Raw genomic sequence first — 15457 nt, forward strand, 5'->3', positions numbered from 1 at the left:
CCAACGAATAGCTATTGCGGACGGCTTTGTCATATCGGACAATCGTAGTTTTGTTCCGACGAGGCACCGATTGATACGTCACTTACTTCGCCGGGAAAATCCACGGGGTCCGGGGGATCTTGCGAGAGTCGAATCGATCCGCCAATTGGGGTGATGTGACAACCTCGCCGGGTTCGGCGAGACCGATGCTCGACGCGATCATCGTCAGAACCTGCTCGGTACTGCGTCCGGCCTCGAGTTGATCTGCCAGAGTCACTGCGCCGTCGCGCTTCGCGAGTCGCTTGCCTTCACTGTTCAAGGCAAGAGGAACGTGGGCGTACGACGGTGGTTCGATGTCGAGCAGCTGGGCAAGGTATGCCTGACGTGGAGCCGAGGTCAGGAGGTCGTCGCCGCGAACCACCTGGTCGATGTTCTGTGCACCGTCGTCGACGACAACGGCAAGGTTGTAAGCGGGCACCCCGTCTCCGCGGAGCAGGACGACGTCGTCGACTGGTCCCGTCACCTCGCCGAACAGTTCGTCATGGACGGTGAACGAGTCGATGCCGGCCCGTAGCCTCAGCGCGGGAGATCGGCCACTTGCCGATTTCTCGGCGCGTTCGGCCTCCGAAAGGTTCCGACACGTGCCGGGGTAGGCGCCGTCTGGAGCATGGGGCGCTGACGGTGCCTGCAGGATCTCCTTGCGTGTGCAGAAGCAGGGATAGGTCAGGTCACGCTCGCGCAATTGGTCGATAGCCTTGTGGTACAAGGGAAGACGGTGTGACTGCAATACGACTGGGCCGTCCCACGTGAGGCCGAGCCTGCGCAGATCGTCGAGTTGTCGTTCCATCGCGCCGGGGCGGACACGGTCGAGATCCTCTACCCGAATGAGGAAGTCGCGCCCGCTGGTGCGGGCGAAAAGCCAAGCCAAGAGGGCGGTTCGGAGGTTTCCCAGATGGAGATCGCCAGACGGGCTCGGCGCGAAGCGTCCTGCTCCTTCCACGTCAGCTGGCGAGCCCGACGGAGGCGAGCGGGTTCTCGGCGTCGTGCAGGGTGAGGCGGATCTGGGTTTCCAAAGCGTGATCGAGGTACTGCGGCGGATACATGGCGGGGCTTCCGAGTGCGTCGAGTGCCAATCCATTGACGGTTGAAAGCAGAAGTGCCGCTCTGGTTTCCGCTTCGGGAGTTCCGATGCCGATCAGAACTGTCGAGATGCCGGTGCGGATTGTGAACAGGGTTGTCCGGCGGATTTCGGAGAGTGACTCACTGGTTGCGGCACGCACGGCAAACGCGGCGAGCACATGTGCCTCGCGCGTGCGTTGCTCGTCGAGGGGCAGGAGTTGCGAGAGTGCCTGGAACAGGGCGGTATGCGGGTCTGCGTCGGCGGACGATTCGGCCAGTCGCGTCAACAATCGATCGACGAGTGTTCGCAGTGCGAATGCGAACATCTCGTCCTTGGTCGAGAAATGATGTTGCACTGCGCCGATCGAGACACCCGCCCGTTTTGCGACCTCGCGAACGCTGGCATTTTCCAGTCCGGATTCCGCGGCGACATCGAACAATGCCGCCGCAAGCAGGTCTGGACTCGTGGAGGATTTTCGGCGTTCCGGCATACCGCGACATTACATGCGTATGGAAGTAATGCCCACGTCAGGGGTGCTTTTTCACGCCTTCCGGCCGAGGAAGGCAAGGAGTTTCGTCGCTTTGTCAGCGTTGTCCGGAACCTGTATTTCCGGGCCGCACACACCGCTCATGCGGATCGACTCGCCCAGGCCCGCGGCGATCTCCGACACCCACTCCACGTCCGCGTCTCGCATCGTCGTATCGGTGCCGGTTGCGGCCGCGAGGTCCCAACCGTGGATGACCAGATCGAAACACAAAAACCCTTCGACCGTGGCCCCGAGGTTGGTCCTGCCGAAGTGTCCGTCGTATTCCAGGGTGGACTTTGCCGGATCGTCCAGAATTTCCTGCATCGAATCGCGGACGGCCGCCCAGGCTGCCGACGGGTCGTCGTCGACCGACGGACCGGGTGCCAATTCCAGGCCGACTACCTTGACCATGTCTCGTTCGCTGTCGAGCACGTGTCTCACCACGTCGCGGGCGGTCCAGCCCTCGCAGGGGGAATCGTCGTCCCAGCGGTCGGCGGGTACGGCGTCGATCCGGGCCGTGAATCCGGCGGCCAGATCCCGATAACGCTGGGCGGGGGAGATCTCTGTTGAAGTCATGACAACAATCCTTCACCGCCACAGCGCATCGTGATTGATTATTTCGGACATTCACTCGATCTCCGGGGCTTCCGCCCAGATGTCCATCGGTACAACCCCGGCACTCTTGCCCTCGTCGTCGAGAAGTCGGCCCACCCTCTTCATCGATCGCAGCACCACTGACCTGTTCAGCACCACCAGGCCCGGTGCCTCTTGTGCGAGTTGTACTTCGGTAATGGGAGTTTCGCGAAGGGAGTGTGCGGCGATCGCGAGCAGTGTGTTGGCGCGTCCACCGGATATCCGCATGCACACCCGCGTTCCCGGCACTCGCTCCACCAGGGCACGAATCGTCGACCGGTCCGTGGGATCGACATATCCCCACACCCAGGTCACGAGGGGCCAGCCGGACAGTGGCAGAGACACGTCGCAGCGGAACACGATCTGGTTGCGCGACGTCAATTCGGCAAGTCGCCGCCTGACCGTACTTTCGCTGAGGCCGGTACCGACCGTGAGCTCGGCAATCGAGGATCGACCGTCCTCGCCCAGCTTCAATATCAATTGGCGATCGACCGCGTCGAACGTCTTCCCGTGATGGCGCTGATCCGTCGGCGCGTATTTGTATCGCACAGGCCGGTCTGTCATCGTCGCTCGCTGCGCGGCATCGAGTACCTGCAATTTCCAGTCGTCTCCGATCGCGAAGACCTCGGTGACGAGGTGTGCACGCGAACTGACGATCCCGGGTACCGACGCGAGCGACCGAAGCAGGAAGCGCGACAGGAAAGCCATGTCTCTGACCTCGACGAGAAGTGTCAAGTCGCCTGGGCCGCTTGTGTGTTCGACGCTCAGTACGTGCGGCCAGCGGGCAAGTCGTTCTGCAATCGTCAACGCGTTCGAAGTCGTGCAGTCGACTTCGACAAAAGCCAGACACGACTCCGGACGGCCATGGCCGGTTGCCCTGGCAGAGACCCAGGCGGTGCCGGAATCCTGTAACCGCTGCCAGCGGCGAGCCACGGTAACCGGATCCACTTTGAGCGCGTCGCCAACCGTGCGCCACGACGCTCGCGGGTCGAGTTGCAGGCAATTGATCAGGGCGAGGTCGACGTCGTCCAGTACGGCGGAATCCTGCGTTTCTTCGATCATGGTGCAAGTATCGTGCATCTTCATTGTGTCTGGGATCACTTCATTCATGCTCGAAGGGCAGAACGCGGTGGCGAGTGCCCACCGCGTTCATGCTGTGAAAGGAGAAACCAGATGTCATCGACCACGTTGCCCGCTGTTCCGACAGAGAGAAGCCTCGAGTGGGTGCAACGCCTCATCGGAATCGATACGACGAGTGCCGTGAGCAATCGACCGTTGATCGATCTCATTGCGGCGGAACTACGTCGCCATGGGGTCGAGCCGGTACTTGTTGCCGATGACGAGGGAACGAAGCTCAACTTGTTGGCAACGTTCACTCCTCCTGACGGAAGTACTGCCGGCGGTGTGATGTTCTCCGGCCATACAGACGTAGTGCCGGTCGACGATCAAGACTGGAGTAGCGACCCTTTCGCGCCCGACGTTCGCGACGGAAGCCTGTACGGACGTGGCACGTGCGACATGAAGTCGTTCATCGGGATCGTCGTCGCTGCGATCCCCGACATCGTTGCTCGGCCGCTGGCGAAGCCGATTCACTTTGCATTCTCCTACGACGAGGAAGTCGGCTGCATCGGTGCGGCCGGGTTGGTCGAGGAGGTTGTTTCCCGGAACCTGCGCCCTGATGTGTGCGTCGTCGGAGAGCCGTCGGAGATGCGGGTCATTCGCGCACACAAGTCGATGAACGTCATACGTGTTGATCTGCATGGTGTTTCGGCGCACTCGTCGCTTACTCCGAAAGGAGTCAACGCGATCGAATACGGCGCGGAGTTGATTCGATTCGTCAGAAGCGCGGCCGACGAGCTCCGTGCGTCCGGCCCGTACGACGACGCATTCGACGTGGCCTGGACGACGTGTTCGGTCAATCTCGTATCCGGCGGGATCGCAGTGAACACTGTCCCCGAGGATTGCTCCATCACTTTCGAGTTCAGGAGCATCAGCTCAGCTGGCGCCGCAGATTTGCTCGAACGCTTTGCCGCCGAGACGAATCGGATCGAGAACCTGATGCGGGAAGAAAACCCGTCAGCCTCCGTGACGATGCACGTGTCGGCCTCGGTCCCTCCCCTGGAGACGGATGCGAATGCTTCGGCGGCCGCACTGGTCGAACAATGGGGTGGTCGGGCATCGGACGAAAAGGTCGCGTACGCCACCGAGGCCGGGATGTTCGCGACTATCGGTATCCCCACTGTCGTGTGTGGGCCGGGAAGCATCACTCAGGCGCATGCACCTGACGAGTACGTGACACTTGACCAATTGGCACAGTGCGAGCAGTTCGTTCGGAACGTCATCGCTCACGCCCGCGCCTGACCCACCCTGACCCCCTAAGGAAAACCATGTCCACGGCAACTACGCCAACCTCCGGAACAGTCACCCCGGAACGCCTGGCCGCTGCTCGCAAGGCGGTGATCAGCAGTTCGCTCGGCGCTGCGCTCGAATGGTTCGACGTCATCGTCTACGCATCATTCGCAGTGGTGATCGCCCATAATTTCTTTCCCGGCGGCGACAACACGCTCGGTTTGATACTGACGTTCGCGACGTTTGCGATCTCGTACGTCATCCGGCCGCTTGGCGGGATGGTTCTCGGTAGCTACGCCGATCGTCGCGGGCGCAAGAACGCCTTGACGTTGACGATGATGCTGATGATGATCGGCACGCTCATCATGGCCGTGGCGCCGACGACCTCGATGATCGGACCGTGGGCCGGCGTCGTCATCCTTGTTTCGCGTCTCATTCAAGGATTCTCCGCCGGCGGTGAATTCGGTACTGCTACAACCTTCCTCGTGGAGACTGCGCCACACAAGAAGGCGTTCTACTCTTCCTGGCAAGTTGCCAGCCAGGGTGCCTCGGTTTTCCTGGCATCGCTGTTCGGATACGTGCTCAACACCCACCTTTCGCATGAAGCGCTCTACTCGTGGGGCTGGCGCGTTCCGTTCTTCTTCGGCATCATCGTCGGGCCGGTCGGACTCTACATCCGTGCCAAGCTTGACGAAACGGACGATTTCAAGACGAGCGTTCCGGAAAGGGCTCCGCTGAAGACGACGCTGACCAGGCATCTCGGCCGGGTGCTGACCGGTGCCGCAGTAGTGGGCGTCGCGACGATCTCGATCTATCTCATCTTGTACATGCCGACGTTTGCCGTGAAGAACCTCGGAGTATCCGCCTCGGCCGGCTATCTCGGCGGCATCGTCGCCGGACTGGTCACCTTGATCACCGTGCCGTTGATCGGTCATCTAGCAGACCGGGTCGGACCGGCGAGAGTTATGACCTGGGCCGCCGTTGCGGCAATCGTCTTGGCCTGGCCGCTCTTCAAATTGATGGTCGATCACCCGTCGACTCTGACCCTCGTCCTGGTTGTTTCGGTCCTGGGTGTCATCATGGCGTTTGCCTTCGGTCCCTTGCCCGCCCTGATGAGTTCGCTGTTCCCGGCAGAGATCCGGGCTACCGGAATGTCATTGTCGTACAACCTCGGAGTGACTTTGCTCGGCGGAATCGCGCCGTTGGTCTTGACCTGGTTGATCAGTACAACAGGCTCGCTCGACGCCCCCAGTTACTACTACATGACGGTCGCAGTTCTTTCCCTCGGTGGGCTGTGGTCGGCAAGGACGCTTTTCAGCCAGAAGTGACGGCGGGGGAGCGCGGTCGGGATTACGCGACCGCGTCTCCCTCCGCCAGCGCGACAACGGTATCCGACCCGTGCCAGTCGGGGGCTTGGGTGCGGAGTAGAGCCGCCGGGGTCAGCGACGAGATTCGGCGGCATTCACGGGTCAAGTGGGCCTGATCGCTGAATCCGCAGTGGGCGGCGGATTCAGCGAGTCCCAGCGCGGGTCGACTGCGAGCGAGCGCCATGAAGCGCTGGAGGCGCAGGATCGAGCGCAGCGTTGCCGGGCCGTATCCGAAGGCGTCGTTGCATCGACGTTGGAGTTGGCGCGAAGTCAGTGCCGCCGCGTCGGCGAGAGAGCTGACATTCCACGAATGTTCGGACAGTGCGGTGCGAACGTGGTTGATCACCGGATCGTGACGGAAACTCGAACTTACCCAACTCCGAACAGCGCTTTCGAGGATGGAGACCTGTTCGTGGTCTTCGGAATTTTCCAAGCGGTTCAACAGTATTCGTTCCGTGCGTGCGTCGGTTACATCGCTGAGATCGGCGCGAGAATCCCGAAGCTCGGACGCCGAGGTTCGCAACATCGGCGATGCCGATCCAGGGCGGAATCGAACACCCACGGAGCGTGTTCCGGGCGGAAGAGTGAATGACCATGCAGCGGTTTCGGGGCCACAGACGCGTATGCCGACGCCGCGTATCCACAGCACGTCCATGCAAGCATCGGGCACGAGGAGGTGTTCTCCTTCTGCGCACGCCGTCCAGCCACACACCAGGATGTCGGAGAGATCCGGGGCGACCGATTGTGGTGTGTACCAACCCATGACAAGAGCTTATCGAGCGGCACCGACACGAAGGCGACTTCAGTCGACCGGGCCGAAGCGGTATCCGAATCCCCTGATGGTTTTGATGTACTTCGGTTTCGCGGGATCGGATTCGAGTTTGGACCGCAGGCTGAGAATGGTTGCGTCGACTACACGCGTCCTTTCGTGGTCGGAACCCCACACGTTTCGGATCAGGTGATCACGTGAGTACACGCGCCCAGGCTCGGTCGACAGCTCCAGGAGTACCCGCCATTCGGTCCGACTGAGGACCAGCAGCTTTCCGCCCATCGTCGCCGTCATCGCACGTCGATCGAGGAGCAGGTCACCGTGACGTTGGTGTTTGCCGGGGGCGGGATGTGCGGTTTCACGAAGGATTGCGGTGACCCGAAGATCGAGCGCGTGAGAATCGATCGGGTTCAGCACAAAGTCCGAGACAGCGCGATGTGGTGCTTCGTCGATGTCCTCGTAGGTATCCACCAGCATCATGATCGGCATCGAACTGCGCAAGCGGATCTGCCGTGCGATCTCGTAGCCGTCGATGTCCGGCAGAAGGAGATCGATCACGGCGATATCGAAACTGTCGGTGTCCAGGTCATCGAGTAGTCGACGCCCGGTGCGGACGAGCTGTATCTGGTGCCCGAAATGTATTAATTCGGTACCAAGCGTCTGGGCAAGCTCCGAACGATCGGTAGCTGCAAGTATCAAGCTCACGTGAAATCCTCCCCCCGAAGGTGTTACTAGTCGTAACAGCTTGCATTGTGGCAGATCATCGACCGCGGGACCAGACATAGGGCGGCCGATCGGAAGTCGAGGGGACCGGGGGCGTTCGTCGCTAGACTTCTTTCATGGGCACTCTGTTCGCGTTGACGCTGCCAGGCTTGCTCGTGCTGCTGGTCCTGTTCGCTTTCGCCGAGACTCTCTGGAACCGGCTCACCGGCGGCCGGGCACTGCCGTGGACTCGGGGACGTACGACTCGTCCGGTCTCGGCCGCGGGCTTCGAAGAGGTTGCTGCCCTGTTTCAGGAGTCCAAGCATCATGAATTCGAACAGCGTCAGAGCGCATTGATGCATCGTGAGGACGGAACGGACGGTGACCCGCCGTGGGTGTCTGTCGATCCGGAAGCTAACAAGGTCGTTCTCCGTCGACGGAGTTGACAGTCGTCAACAGTCGACGGAGTTGACAGTCGCCGACAGACGACGGAGTTGACAGTCGGGTTCAGGCCCAGTGGCTGGGGCGGGTCAGTGAATCGGGAAGTGTGGTAGCCGAATCGCCGATCGCCCCGTTGATCTGGAACTGAGTGAGAAAGATACTGCCGCGGAGTTTTGTGCCGCGAATGTCGGTGCCGCGTAAGTCTGCACCGATCAGATCGGCTCGATCGAGTTCGCAGTCGCGGAGGTCTGCACCGATCAGGTAACTCCCGCGAAAGTTGGCCCCACGTAGATCGGAACCACGAAATTTGGCGCCGATGAGGTCTGCGCCGCGGTGGTCGAGTTTTCGACCCTTCTTGGTTGAGATCGGTGAGCGCACAAGGTTACTCGTCTGCAAGAGCAGTGTGTTAACTGCCGCTCGGTGTGCTGAGACGTCGACGGTTTGAATCTGCGAAGGTGTGCCGTTGGTCAGGCTTTCCGTCTCTGCGAGTGCAGCGTCGAGTTCCTTTCGTATCGAGTGGGTTTGCTTCAGCGAGCGGGCTTCGGCGAGATACCAGAGGAGTTCGTGCAACTGGCGTACGACAGGGAAGGTTTCGAACATGTCCGACGCGGTCTCCGGGGCATCACGCCAGCTGATGCCGTCGTAGGTCTGCTGTGAAACCTTCTGTCCCGCACCGAAACAGTCGTAGACGGTGCAACCGGTGAAGCCCTTCTTTCGCAATCCGGTGTGAATGCCGCAACGGAAATCCTGCTGCAGGTTCTTGCAGGGGGCGCCGGCATTCTTGTTGGTCGCGAAGTCGGAGGACTTGGAAAAGGGGAGTGCGACGCAGCACAGACCGAAGCAACTGCTGCAATCTGCGAGCAGATTGGTCTGGCCGGCAATCACGCGTACTCCCGATGGTTGGGTTGGACGGAAAGTCTGTCCTCGGGTTTGTGAGTCTGTCAAACGAAATTGCGTGGTTCGGCAGCAAGAAGTCCAGCGGCTCCGAGGTCGTATCCCGCGCAATTGCGGGGTACCAATCCGGCAGACGTGATTCTGGACCACGCTCGTGAAGTAGGTCGAAAATCGGGTGGACGGCCCAGCTCGCTGCAACCAATCGCCGTGCGGTACCCGGCGGCAGAACCAGTGCGCCGACGAAGACCACAAATGTTGCGGCCACTGCACTCCATTCGCGAGTGGGAATGGAAACGTCGATCGTGCGCCCAATCGCCACCTAGCCCATCTGCGACCTGGCGAAAATCACTCCCCATCCAGATCGAGGAGCGATACCCCCCGTGCCGTGAGCCGGAAGCGCAGCGGTCTCTTCGTAACCGTCTCAATGATCCCGGCATCGTCCAGGCGCTGAAGTCGCGGGCGGGCGAACTGGCTGGATCGACCCACCACCTCGACCAGGGTGTTCAACTTGATGGCGCGGTTCGCCTCGAAGCAGTGGGCCTGACCCAGGGTGAACAGGACTGCGCCGATGTGGTTGCTATCAACCGGCGGCGTCGACTCGCGATCGAGTCCCAAGTTCAGCGGAAATTCCTCATCCTCCACCAGAACGCGGATACGCGCCTCGAGTGTGTCGATCTTATGCCGCCTCTCGGAGAGGTCGAGCAGCAGTCGATGTTGCGCCTCGGCGATGATCTCCAGCATATCGATCAGGTAGGGCGTCAGATCTCCGCGGTTCAATGGATTCTCCGCGTCAGAGAATGCTTTGTAGTAACGATCCTTGTTGTCGGCGACGGTCGCCGACAATGCCAGGCTCGCATACGGAGCCAACACCTGTCGAAGGTCCAGCGCGAGAAGGTAGCGTCCGGTTCGGCCGTTGCCGTCGTAGAACGGGTGCGTGTACTCGAAGATGAAGTGCGCGACCACTGCCCTGATCAGTCGTGGAATCGAGTCGTCGCCCCCCTGTCTCAGCATGAGGGTCAGCGCGTCGTCGATCGCTGACTCGGGTACCACACCGGTGTGCACGACCTTGATTCCTGACGTGATCGATACTGGCCCTTGCCGGAACCGCTTCCCATCGGGGGCGTCCTCGTCGCGAATCTCGCCCCGAGTTACCGCGTCGTAGACGTCTCGGATGTCGTCGAGCGTCTGCGGACTCTCGGCCTGGTCGTTGCCGATATTGAGATAGAGCCGCACCATCTCGGCGAACCGCTTGTTCGCGAGGGGTTGCTCCGCCCACACCATCTCGATTGCCTCGCTGATCTCCTTCCGGGTTGAGCGGACCTGTTCGATCTCGTTCGTTGCCTGGATCTCGTCGATCACCATGCGATGCAGGTAGTGGGTGCGCGCGAGGGCCGGCAGCCCGTTCCACTCAGCCCGGATCTTCGGCTCGAAGCTCATGATCCGTTCGATCAGCGCTGCGACTTCGGGTGTCATCAGTGCGAACGTCGAGTGTTCGCCGATCAGTAGGTCCCAGTGGACGGCGGCGGGAGAATCGCGTCGCGCTCGCTCCTCAGCATCGGCACCAGCACGATCTCGTTGGTGAAAGATCGATTTCAACGTCCTGTACGCCATCTGGTCTCTCCCCGTATCCACGCTATATTGCCGCCTTGCTTTCCATGCCTATCTTATCCAGAATGGGATCTGGATAAATAAGACTTGCGGCGCGGGTGTCATTTCATGACCAACGCGGGCTGCAGGAGCAGATGTGGCCATAGCTTCCCGAATCGGGTTCGGGCCATCGGCGGGCCACTCGAAATCACGCAGCAGCATTCCGATTCGGCGCGCTGCGGGATCGAAACCACCACGAGTCGGCAGACCGTCTGAGCTCGCAGAACATCGAGCTGAACCGAGACCCTGTTGCATTACTCGTTGCATGAGGACAGAAAAGAACCCCTGTGAACCGCTTCTCAGCAGTTCACAGGGGTTCCTTTGGCGGAGGATAGGGGATTTGAACCCCTGAGGGCGTTAACCCAACCCGCGTTCCAGGCGAGCGCCATAGGCCACTAGGCGAATCCTCCGTGGAGCAGCATACCCAATTGCGGGCGCGAAGCGTTAAACGGGTACCTGACCTGCGAAGAACCGGTGGGACTCGAGGTTTGCATCTCGGCCCCGGTAGGTGGTGTGCAGCGGCCGGAGAAAGCCGTCTACACTGTTCATTGGATCCCGCGCGGCGCGCATCCTGTGAACTCCCCCAGGGCCGGAAGGCAGCAAGGGTCAACGGGCTCTGCCGGGTGCGCGGGGTCCTCTATTTTTTCACATACCCGACCCCGCCTCGTCGGTGAAAGGCCGCTCCGGATGCCTATCCAAACCCAGATCGGGTTGATGAGCCATGAAGAACTCACCTCCGAGCATGAGAGCCAGAGCGCGAAGTACACGCAGCTCCAGGCGCAGAAGCTCGCACTCGATCTGACCCGCGGTAAGCCTTCCCCGGAACAACTCGACCTTTCCGCAGAGCTGCTGACGCTGCCCGGCGACGGTGATTTCCGTGACGGAAGCGGCACCGACTGCCGTAACTACGGCGGACTCACCGGTCTGCCGGAACTGCGCGCCATCTTCGGTGAGCTGCTGGGTATCCCCGTTGCGAACCTTCTCGCCGGCAACAACGCGAGCCTCGAGATCATGCACGACAACGTCGTGTTCTCACTGCTTCATGGCACACCGGATTCGGCCCGGCCGTGGGCACGCGAAGAGAAGATCAAGTTTCTCTGCCCGGCACCGGGCTACGACCGCCACTTCGCGATCACCGAGTCCCTCGGCATCGAGATGATCGCGGTGCCGATGAACCACGACGGCCCGGATGTCGTCAAGATCGCCGAACTTGTTGCGTCAGATCCGCAGATCAAGGGCATGTGGGCGGTTCCGGTTTACGCGAACCCCACCGGTGCCGTGTACTCCGAAGAAATTGTCCGTACGCTCGCGTCGATGCCGACGGCCGCGCCCGACTTCCGCCTGTACTGGGACAACGCGTACGCCGTACATCCGCTTGTCGGCGAGACTGCGCCTTCCTACGACATTCTCTCGATGGCAGCGGAGGCCGGACACCCCAACCGTCCGCTCGTGTTCGCGTCGACGTCCAAGATCACTTTCGCCGGCGCTGGTGTGAGCTTCTTCGGTAGCTCGGCGGAAAACCTTGCCTGGTACCAGAAGTTCCTGGGCAAGAAGAGCATCGGACCGGACAAGGTCAATCAGCTTCGCCACCTGCGCTTCTTCGGCAATGCCGACGGCGTTCGTGCGCACATGGAGAAGCATCGCGCGTTCCTCGCGCCCAAGTTCGAGCTCGTACTGCGGATCCTCGAGGATCGTCTCGGTGCATCGAAGGTCGCGTCTTGGACCGAGCCGAAGGGCGGATACTTCATCAGCCTCGACGTGGTCGACGGCACGGCCAAGCGGGTCATCGAACTGGCGAAGAACGCGGGTATCGCGCTCACCGCTGCCGGATCGGCTTTCCCGTACAGCACGGATCCGGATGACCGGAACATCCGGTTGGCCCCGAGCTTCCCGTCCAAGGCTGAACTCGAAGTTGCCATGGACGGCGTGGCTACGTGTGTTCTGCTCGCAGCTACCGAATCGCGTCTCTCCGAGATCTGAGTTCTCGAAGCGGCGTGCCCGGTCGGTACTTTTCGGTCTTGTCTTGTACCGTTCGGAGCATCAATTCCCGACATAGGGTGTAAATCCCGGAGGTTGTAGTGACGGGCGCGATCAACGCTTCGGATGGGCCTTCTTTCGAGGCGCACACCGCGAACTCGGAGTCGGTCATCGAAGCTGACATACCGCGACGCACCCTCCGTGTCGGTGTTCTCGGATTCTCTGTACTCGGTGTTCTGGCAGTCGCGTCCGTGCTGATGGTTCTTTTCGCCGTGCCGATGAATACGCGGTACTGGGGGATCTTCGAAAATTTCCTCGATCTCGACGTCTACCGCCACGGCGGCAGCGTTGTGGTTCAGGGCCTTCCGTTGTACGACGGGCCAGTCCTGGACGGAATGATGTTCACGTACACCCCGTTTGCGGCTTTGCTGTTCACGGTGTGGGCGGTGCTCTCGTTCAAACAGGCGATTGTTGTGTGGACGGGTTTGAACATCGCTGCGTTGTTCGCAGTGATCTTGTTGTGCTGGAAGTACCTCGGTTATCGGCTCGACGTGAAGGCGTACGCCGTGAGTGCGTTGGCGACGACGATCTTTCTGTTCATGGAACCGATACGTACGACGCTCTGGCTCGGGCAGATCAACATCTTCCTGCTGCTCTTGATCGTGTGGGACCTCGGTCGGGACGAGAAGAGTCGGCTCCGAGGAATCGGGGCAGGCATCGCCGCCGGCGTGAAGCTCACTCCGGCCTTCTTCTGGGCGTACCTCTTCATCACTCGTCAATGGCGTGCGTTGGTGACGGCCGTCGTGACGTTCGCTGCGACCGTTGCGATCGGCTTCGTCGTGATCTACAACGATGCGTACAAGTACTGGACCGGCACTCTTGTCGACAGCGAACGCGTCGGACCGACGGATGCTCCGAGCAACCAGTCCGTGTCCGGTCTGATCGCTCAGCTCACTCACACTCCGACGCCGTCGCGGGTCCTGGTTCTAGTCTTCAGTGCGCTGGCGGTATGCCTCGGACTCGGTGCCGCGTGGATTGCTCACCGGCACGGCCAGAAATTGCTCGGCCTCACCATGACGGGGTTGACTGCGACCACTGTCTCGCCGTTCTCGTGGGGCCATCACTGGGTGTGGTTCGTCCCGCTGGTCGTCCTCGCCGCGCACTACGCGATGGTGTCGAAGAAGCGTTGGGCGTGGGTGGCGCCGTTCGTTTTCCTGCTCCCGGTCTTGAACTGGTCTCACACCTGGTGGGACCCGTCGGTCATTCCGGGTACGGATCGCTTCATCGGAATGGGCCTGTTCATGTTCGTGCCGCCCGAGTATCTGCGGATTCCGACCGTCGGCGTCTACCTCTGGGTCTTCACGCTTGCCGCGGTCTCGACGGTGGTTCTGTTCGGCTGGAAGAAGTGGAAGATTCCGGCCCCGGATGCGTCGGCGCCGGTCACAACTGCCGCCTGACGTGGCAGTATCGGACTCATGGCACTTCAACTGAACCTTGTCGGTGACCCCGAAGCTGATGCTCTCCTCGCCGAGGACCCGTTGGCGTTGTTGATCGGAATGCTTCTCGATCAACAGGTTCCGATGGAAACGGCCTTCCTCGGTCCGAAGAAGCTGGCGGATCGGCTCAGCGGTATCGACGTCAGGCGTATCGCCGACATGGACACCGACGAGTTCATCGCCGTCTGTGCCGAGCCTCCGGCTGTGCACCGATTCCCCAAGTCGATGGGCGAGCGTATCCAGCTCATGTGCCAGTTCATCGTCGAGAACTACGACGGCGACACCGCGGCGATCTGGACTTCGGGAAATCCCGACGGCAAGGAAGTACTGAAGCGGCTCAAAGCCCTACCCGGTTACGGGGATCAGAAAGCCCGGATCTTCCTGGCGTTGCTCGGAAAACAGATCGGCGTCGAGCCGAAAGGTTGGCGCCAAGCGGCCGGCGACTACGGGCTCGAAGGTTCGAGGCGCTCGATTGCAGACGTGGTCGACGAACAGTCTTTGCTCGAGGTCCGCGAGTTCAAGAAGGCCGCAAAGGCAGCAGCGAAGGCCGACAAGAAGTAAGCCGCTTTCAGGATTTCCGGGACCCGCTCGCACGCACTACTTTCATCAGGTCTCCTGCGGGACCCTCGAGCTGACGCGGGGGACGCCACACTGCGCGCAGGGATCGGTCGAGTTCCAAGCCTTCGACGGCTACCACCCGAAGTTCTCCCTGCTTCACCTGGTCCTCGACGGCCAGCGTGCTCAGTACCGCCGGGCCGACGCCACCGAGCACGCTGGTTCGAATCGCGGCCGAACTACCCAGTTCCAACAACGGTGCACCGCGCTCGTATTCGTGTAACGCCAGGTCGAGAGTCGTTCTGGTTCCCGATCCGGGCTCGCGCACCAGCAGCGGCGTCGCTGCCAGTTCGGCGACGGTCAGCGGCTTTCGTCGACGCGCCCATGGATGATCCGGATGAACGACCACGACCAGCGAGTCACGCGCGACGGTGACGCTGGACAGGCTCTTCGGAACGGTCGGTGACTCGACGAATCCGAGGTCGCACATTCCCACCTCGACAGCCTCGAGGACGCGGGTCGAGTTGTAGACCTGAAGGTGGACGGTGACACCAGGATGTAGTGACCGAAAGATACCGAGCCAGGCCGGAATCAGATGTTCGGCGACGGTCATGCTGGCACACACGGTCAATTCCGCGGATCGTTCGGTCCGCATCCCTTCGGCGACGTCGAGAAGCTGCCTCGAGTTGGCGAGGACGCGGCGCGCCCAGTGGACGATGACGGTCCCCTGCGGAGTCAAAGTCGCCCCCGTCGACCTTCGGTGTATGAGTGGCATCCCGAGCTGCCGCTCGAGGGCTTTGACGGCGCGGCTGGCATTCGGCTGCGCAATGTTTGCTGAACGGCTTGCCGCACTGAGACTTCCGTGATCATCGATGCCGATGAGTAGCTCGAGAGTGGTGAGGTCGGGCCACCGTCTGGTCATGCAAACAGGCTATACCGAACTTCACGTTCATATCGATTTGATATGCCGTGATGGTAGAAATCGCCCTACCGGAGCGATGG

15 protein-coding genes, 1 tRNA gene and 1 other RNA gene are annotated in these 15457 nt (G+C 61.1%); 7 read left to right on the plus strand and 10 right to left on the minus strand.

What is annotated here, in order from left to right:
* Nucleotides 1-82 precede the first annotated feature (82 nt).
* Genes gluQRS through RHP72_RS02050 form a run of 4 tightly spaced genes read right to left on the minus strand, consistent with a single transcriptional unit; the run spans nt 83 to nt 3320 of the window.
* The gene (gluQRS, locus tag RHP72_RS02035) at nt 83-979 is read right to left on the minus strand and encodes a tRNA glutamyl-Q(34) synthetase GluQRS (protein WP_261256873.1); all 897 of its coding nucleotides are present in this window, start codon (nt 977-979) and stop codon (nt 83-85) included.
* A gap of 1 nt (nt 980) precedes the next feature.
* Nucleotides 981-1589 carry a TetR/AcrR family transcriptional regulator gene (locus RHP72_RS02040; RefSeq protein WP_019746515.1) on the minus strand — a complete coding sequence of 203 codons (609 nt, stop codon included), beginning with the start codon at nt 1587-1589 and terminating at the stop codon, nt 981-983.
* 51 nt (nt 1590-1640) lie between these two features.
* Nucleotides 1641-2201: a TIGR03086 family metal-binding protein gene (locus RHP72_RS02045; RefSeq protein ID WP_007731584.1), complete on the minus strand. Its 561-nt coding sequence runs from the start codon at nt 2199-2201 to the stop codon at nt 1641-1643.
* A gap of 51 nt (nt 2202-2252) precedes the next feature.
* A complete protein-coding gene (locus RHP72_RS02050) occupies nt 2253-3320 on the minus strand; it encodes an Lrp/AsnC family transcriptional regulator (protein ID WP_064073653.1) in 1068 nt (355 codons plus the stop codon).
* A 111-nt stretch (nt 3321-3431) separates the two neighbouring features.
* Between RHP72_RS02050 and argE the strand changes: the two genes are divergently transcribed.
* Both argE and RHP72_RS02060 read left to right on the plus strand, forming a co-directional pair.
* Nucleotides 3432-4619: an acetylornithine deacetylase gene (gene argE / locus RHP72_RS02055; protein WP_234551114.1), complete on the plus strand. Its 1188-nt coding sequence runs from the start codon at nt 3432-3434 to the stop codon at nt 4617-4619.
* A gap of 26 nt (nt 4620-4645) precedes the next feature.
* On the plus strand, nt 4646-5935 hold the full coding sequence (locus tag RHP72_RS02060) for an MFS transporter (protein WP_030535736.1): 1290 nt from the start codon (nt 4646-4648) through the stop codon (nt 5933-5935).
* A 22-nt stretch (nt 5936-5957) separates the two neighbouring features.
* Here RHP72_RS02060 and RHP72_RS02065 read toward each other — a convergent pair whose 3' ends face one another.
* The gene (locus tag RHP72_RS02065) at nt 5958-6737 is read right to left on the minus strand and encodes a helix-turn-helix domain-containing protein (RefSeq protein ID WP_003943809.1); all 780 of its coding nucleotides are present in this window, start codon (nt 6735-6737) and stop codon (nt 5958-5960) included.
* Between the two features lie 39 nt (nt 6738-6776).
* Nucleotides 6777-7448, minus strand: a complete 672-nt coding sequence (locus RHP72_RS02070) for a response regulator transcription factor (protein ID WP_007731581.1) — start codon at nt 7446-7448, stop codon at nt 6777-6779.
* A gap of 134 nt (nt 7449-7582) precedes the next feature.
* On the opposite strand from RHP72_RS02070, the gene RHP72_RS02075 reads away from it, so the two are divergent.
* Nucleotides 7583-7891, plus strand: coding sequence for a DUF6191 domain-containing protein (locus RHP72_RS02075; protein WP_311094244.1), 309 nt, complete (start codon nt 7583-7585; stop codon nt 7889-7891).
* 61 nt (nt 7892-7952) lie between these two features.
* Here RHP72_RS02075 and RHP72_RS02080 read toward each other — a convergent pair whose 3' ends face one another.
* From RHP72_RS02080 to RHP72_RS02090, 3 genes are all read right to left on the minus strand, one after another.
* Nucleotides 7953-8771, minus strand: coding sequence for a pentapeptide repeat-containing protein (locus tag RHP72_RS02080; RefSeq protein ID WP_042921106.1), 819 nt, complete (start codon nt 8769-8771; stop codon nt 7953-7955).
* 354 nt (nt 8772-9125) lie between these two features.
* Complete coding sequence (locus tag RHP72_RS02085; RefSeq protein WP_250718624.1) at nt 9126-10217, minus strand: Fic family protein; 1092 nt, start codon at nt 10215-10217, stop codon at nt 9126-9128.
* Nucleotides 10218-10749: 532 nt separating this feature from the next.
* A tRNA-Ser gene (locus RHP72_RS02090) sits at nt 10750-10837 on the minus strand.
* A 136-nt stretch (nt 10838-10973) separates the two neighbouring features.
* Here RHP72_RS02090 and ffs point away from each other — a divergent pair.
* From ffs to RHP72_RS02110, 4 genes are all read left to right on the plus strand, one after another.
* An RNA gene (gene ffs / locus RHP72_RS02095) (signal recognition particle sRNA small type) lies at nt 10974-11073 on the plus strand.
* Nucleotides 11074-11114: 41 nt separating this feature from the next.
* Nucleotides 11115-12407 carry an aminotransferase class I/II-fold pyridoxal phosphate-dependent enzyme gene (locus RHP72_RS02100; protein ID WP_136471663.1) on the plus strand — a complete coding sequence of 431 codons (1293 nt, stop codon included), beginning with the start codon at nt 11115-11117 and terminating at the stop codon, nt 12405-12407.
* Nucleotides 12408-12505: 98 nt separating this feature from the next.
* On the plus strand, nt 12506-13861 hold the full coding sequence (locus RHP72_RS02105; RefSeq protein WP_311094245.1) for a glycosyltransferase 87 family protein: 1356 nt from the start codon (nt 12506-12508) through the stop codon (nt 13859-13861).
* 18 nt (nt 13862-13879) lie between these two features.
* Nucleotides 13880-14461 (plus strand): HhH-GPD-type base excision DNA repair protein, encoded by a 582-nt coding sequence (locus tag RHP72_RS02110; protein WP_003943868.1) that lies wholly within the window; start codon nt 13880-13882, stop codon nt 14459-14461.
* Between the two features lie 7 nt (nt 14462-14468).
* Here the strand turns inward: RHP72_RS02110 and RHP72_RS02115 are convergent, their stop codons facing one another.
* A complete protein-coding gene (locus RHP72_RS02115) occupies nt 14469-15377 on the minus strand; it encodes a LysR family transcriptional regulator (RefSeq protein ID WP_003943906.1) in 909 nt (302 codons plus the stop codon).
* Between the last annotated feature and the right edge of the window lie 80 nt (nt 15378-15457).

This window comes from Rhodococcus sp. SG20037, from assembly GCF_031763325.1.
GTDB lineage: Bacteria > Actinomycetota > Actinomycetes > Mycobacteriales > Mycobacteriaceae > Rhodococcus_F > Rhodococcus_F qingshengii.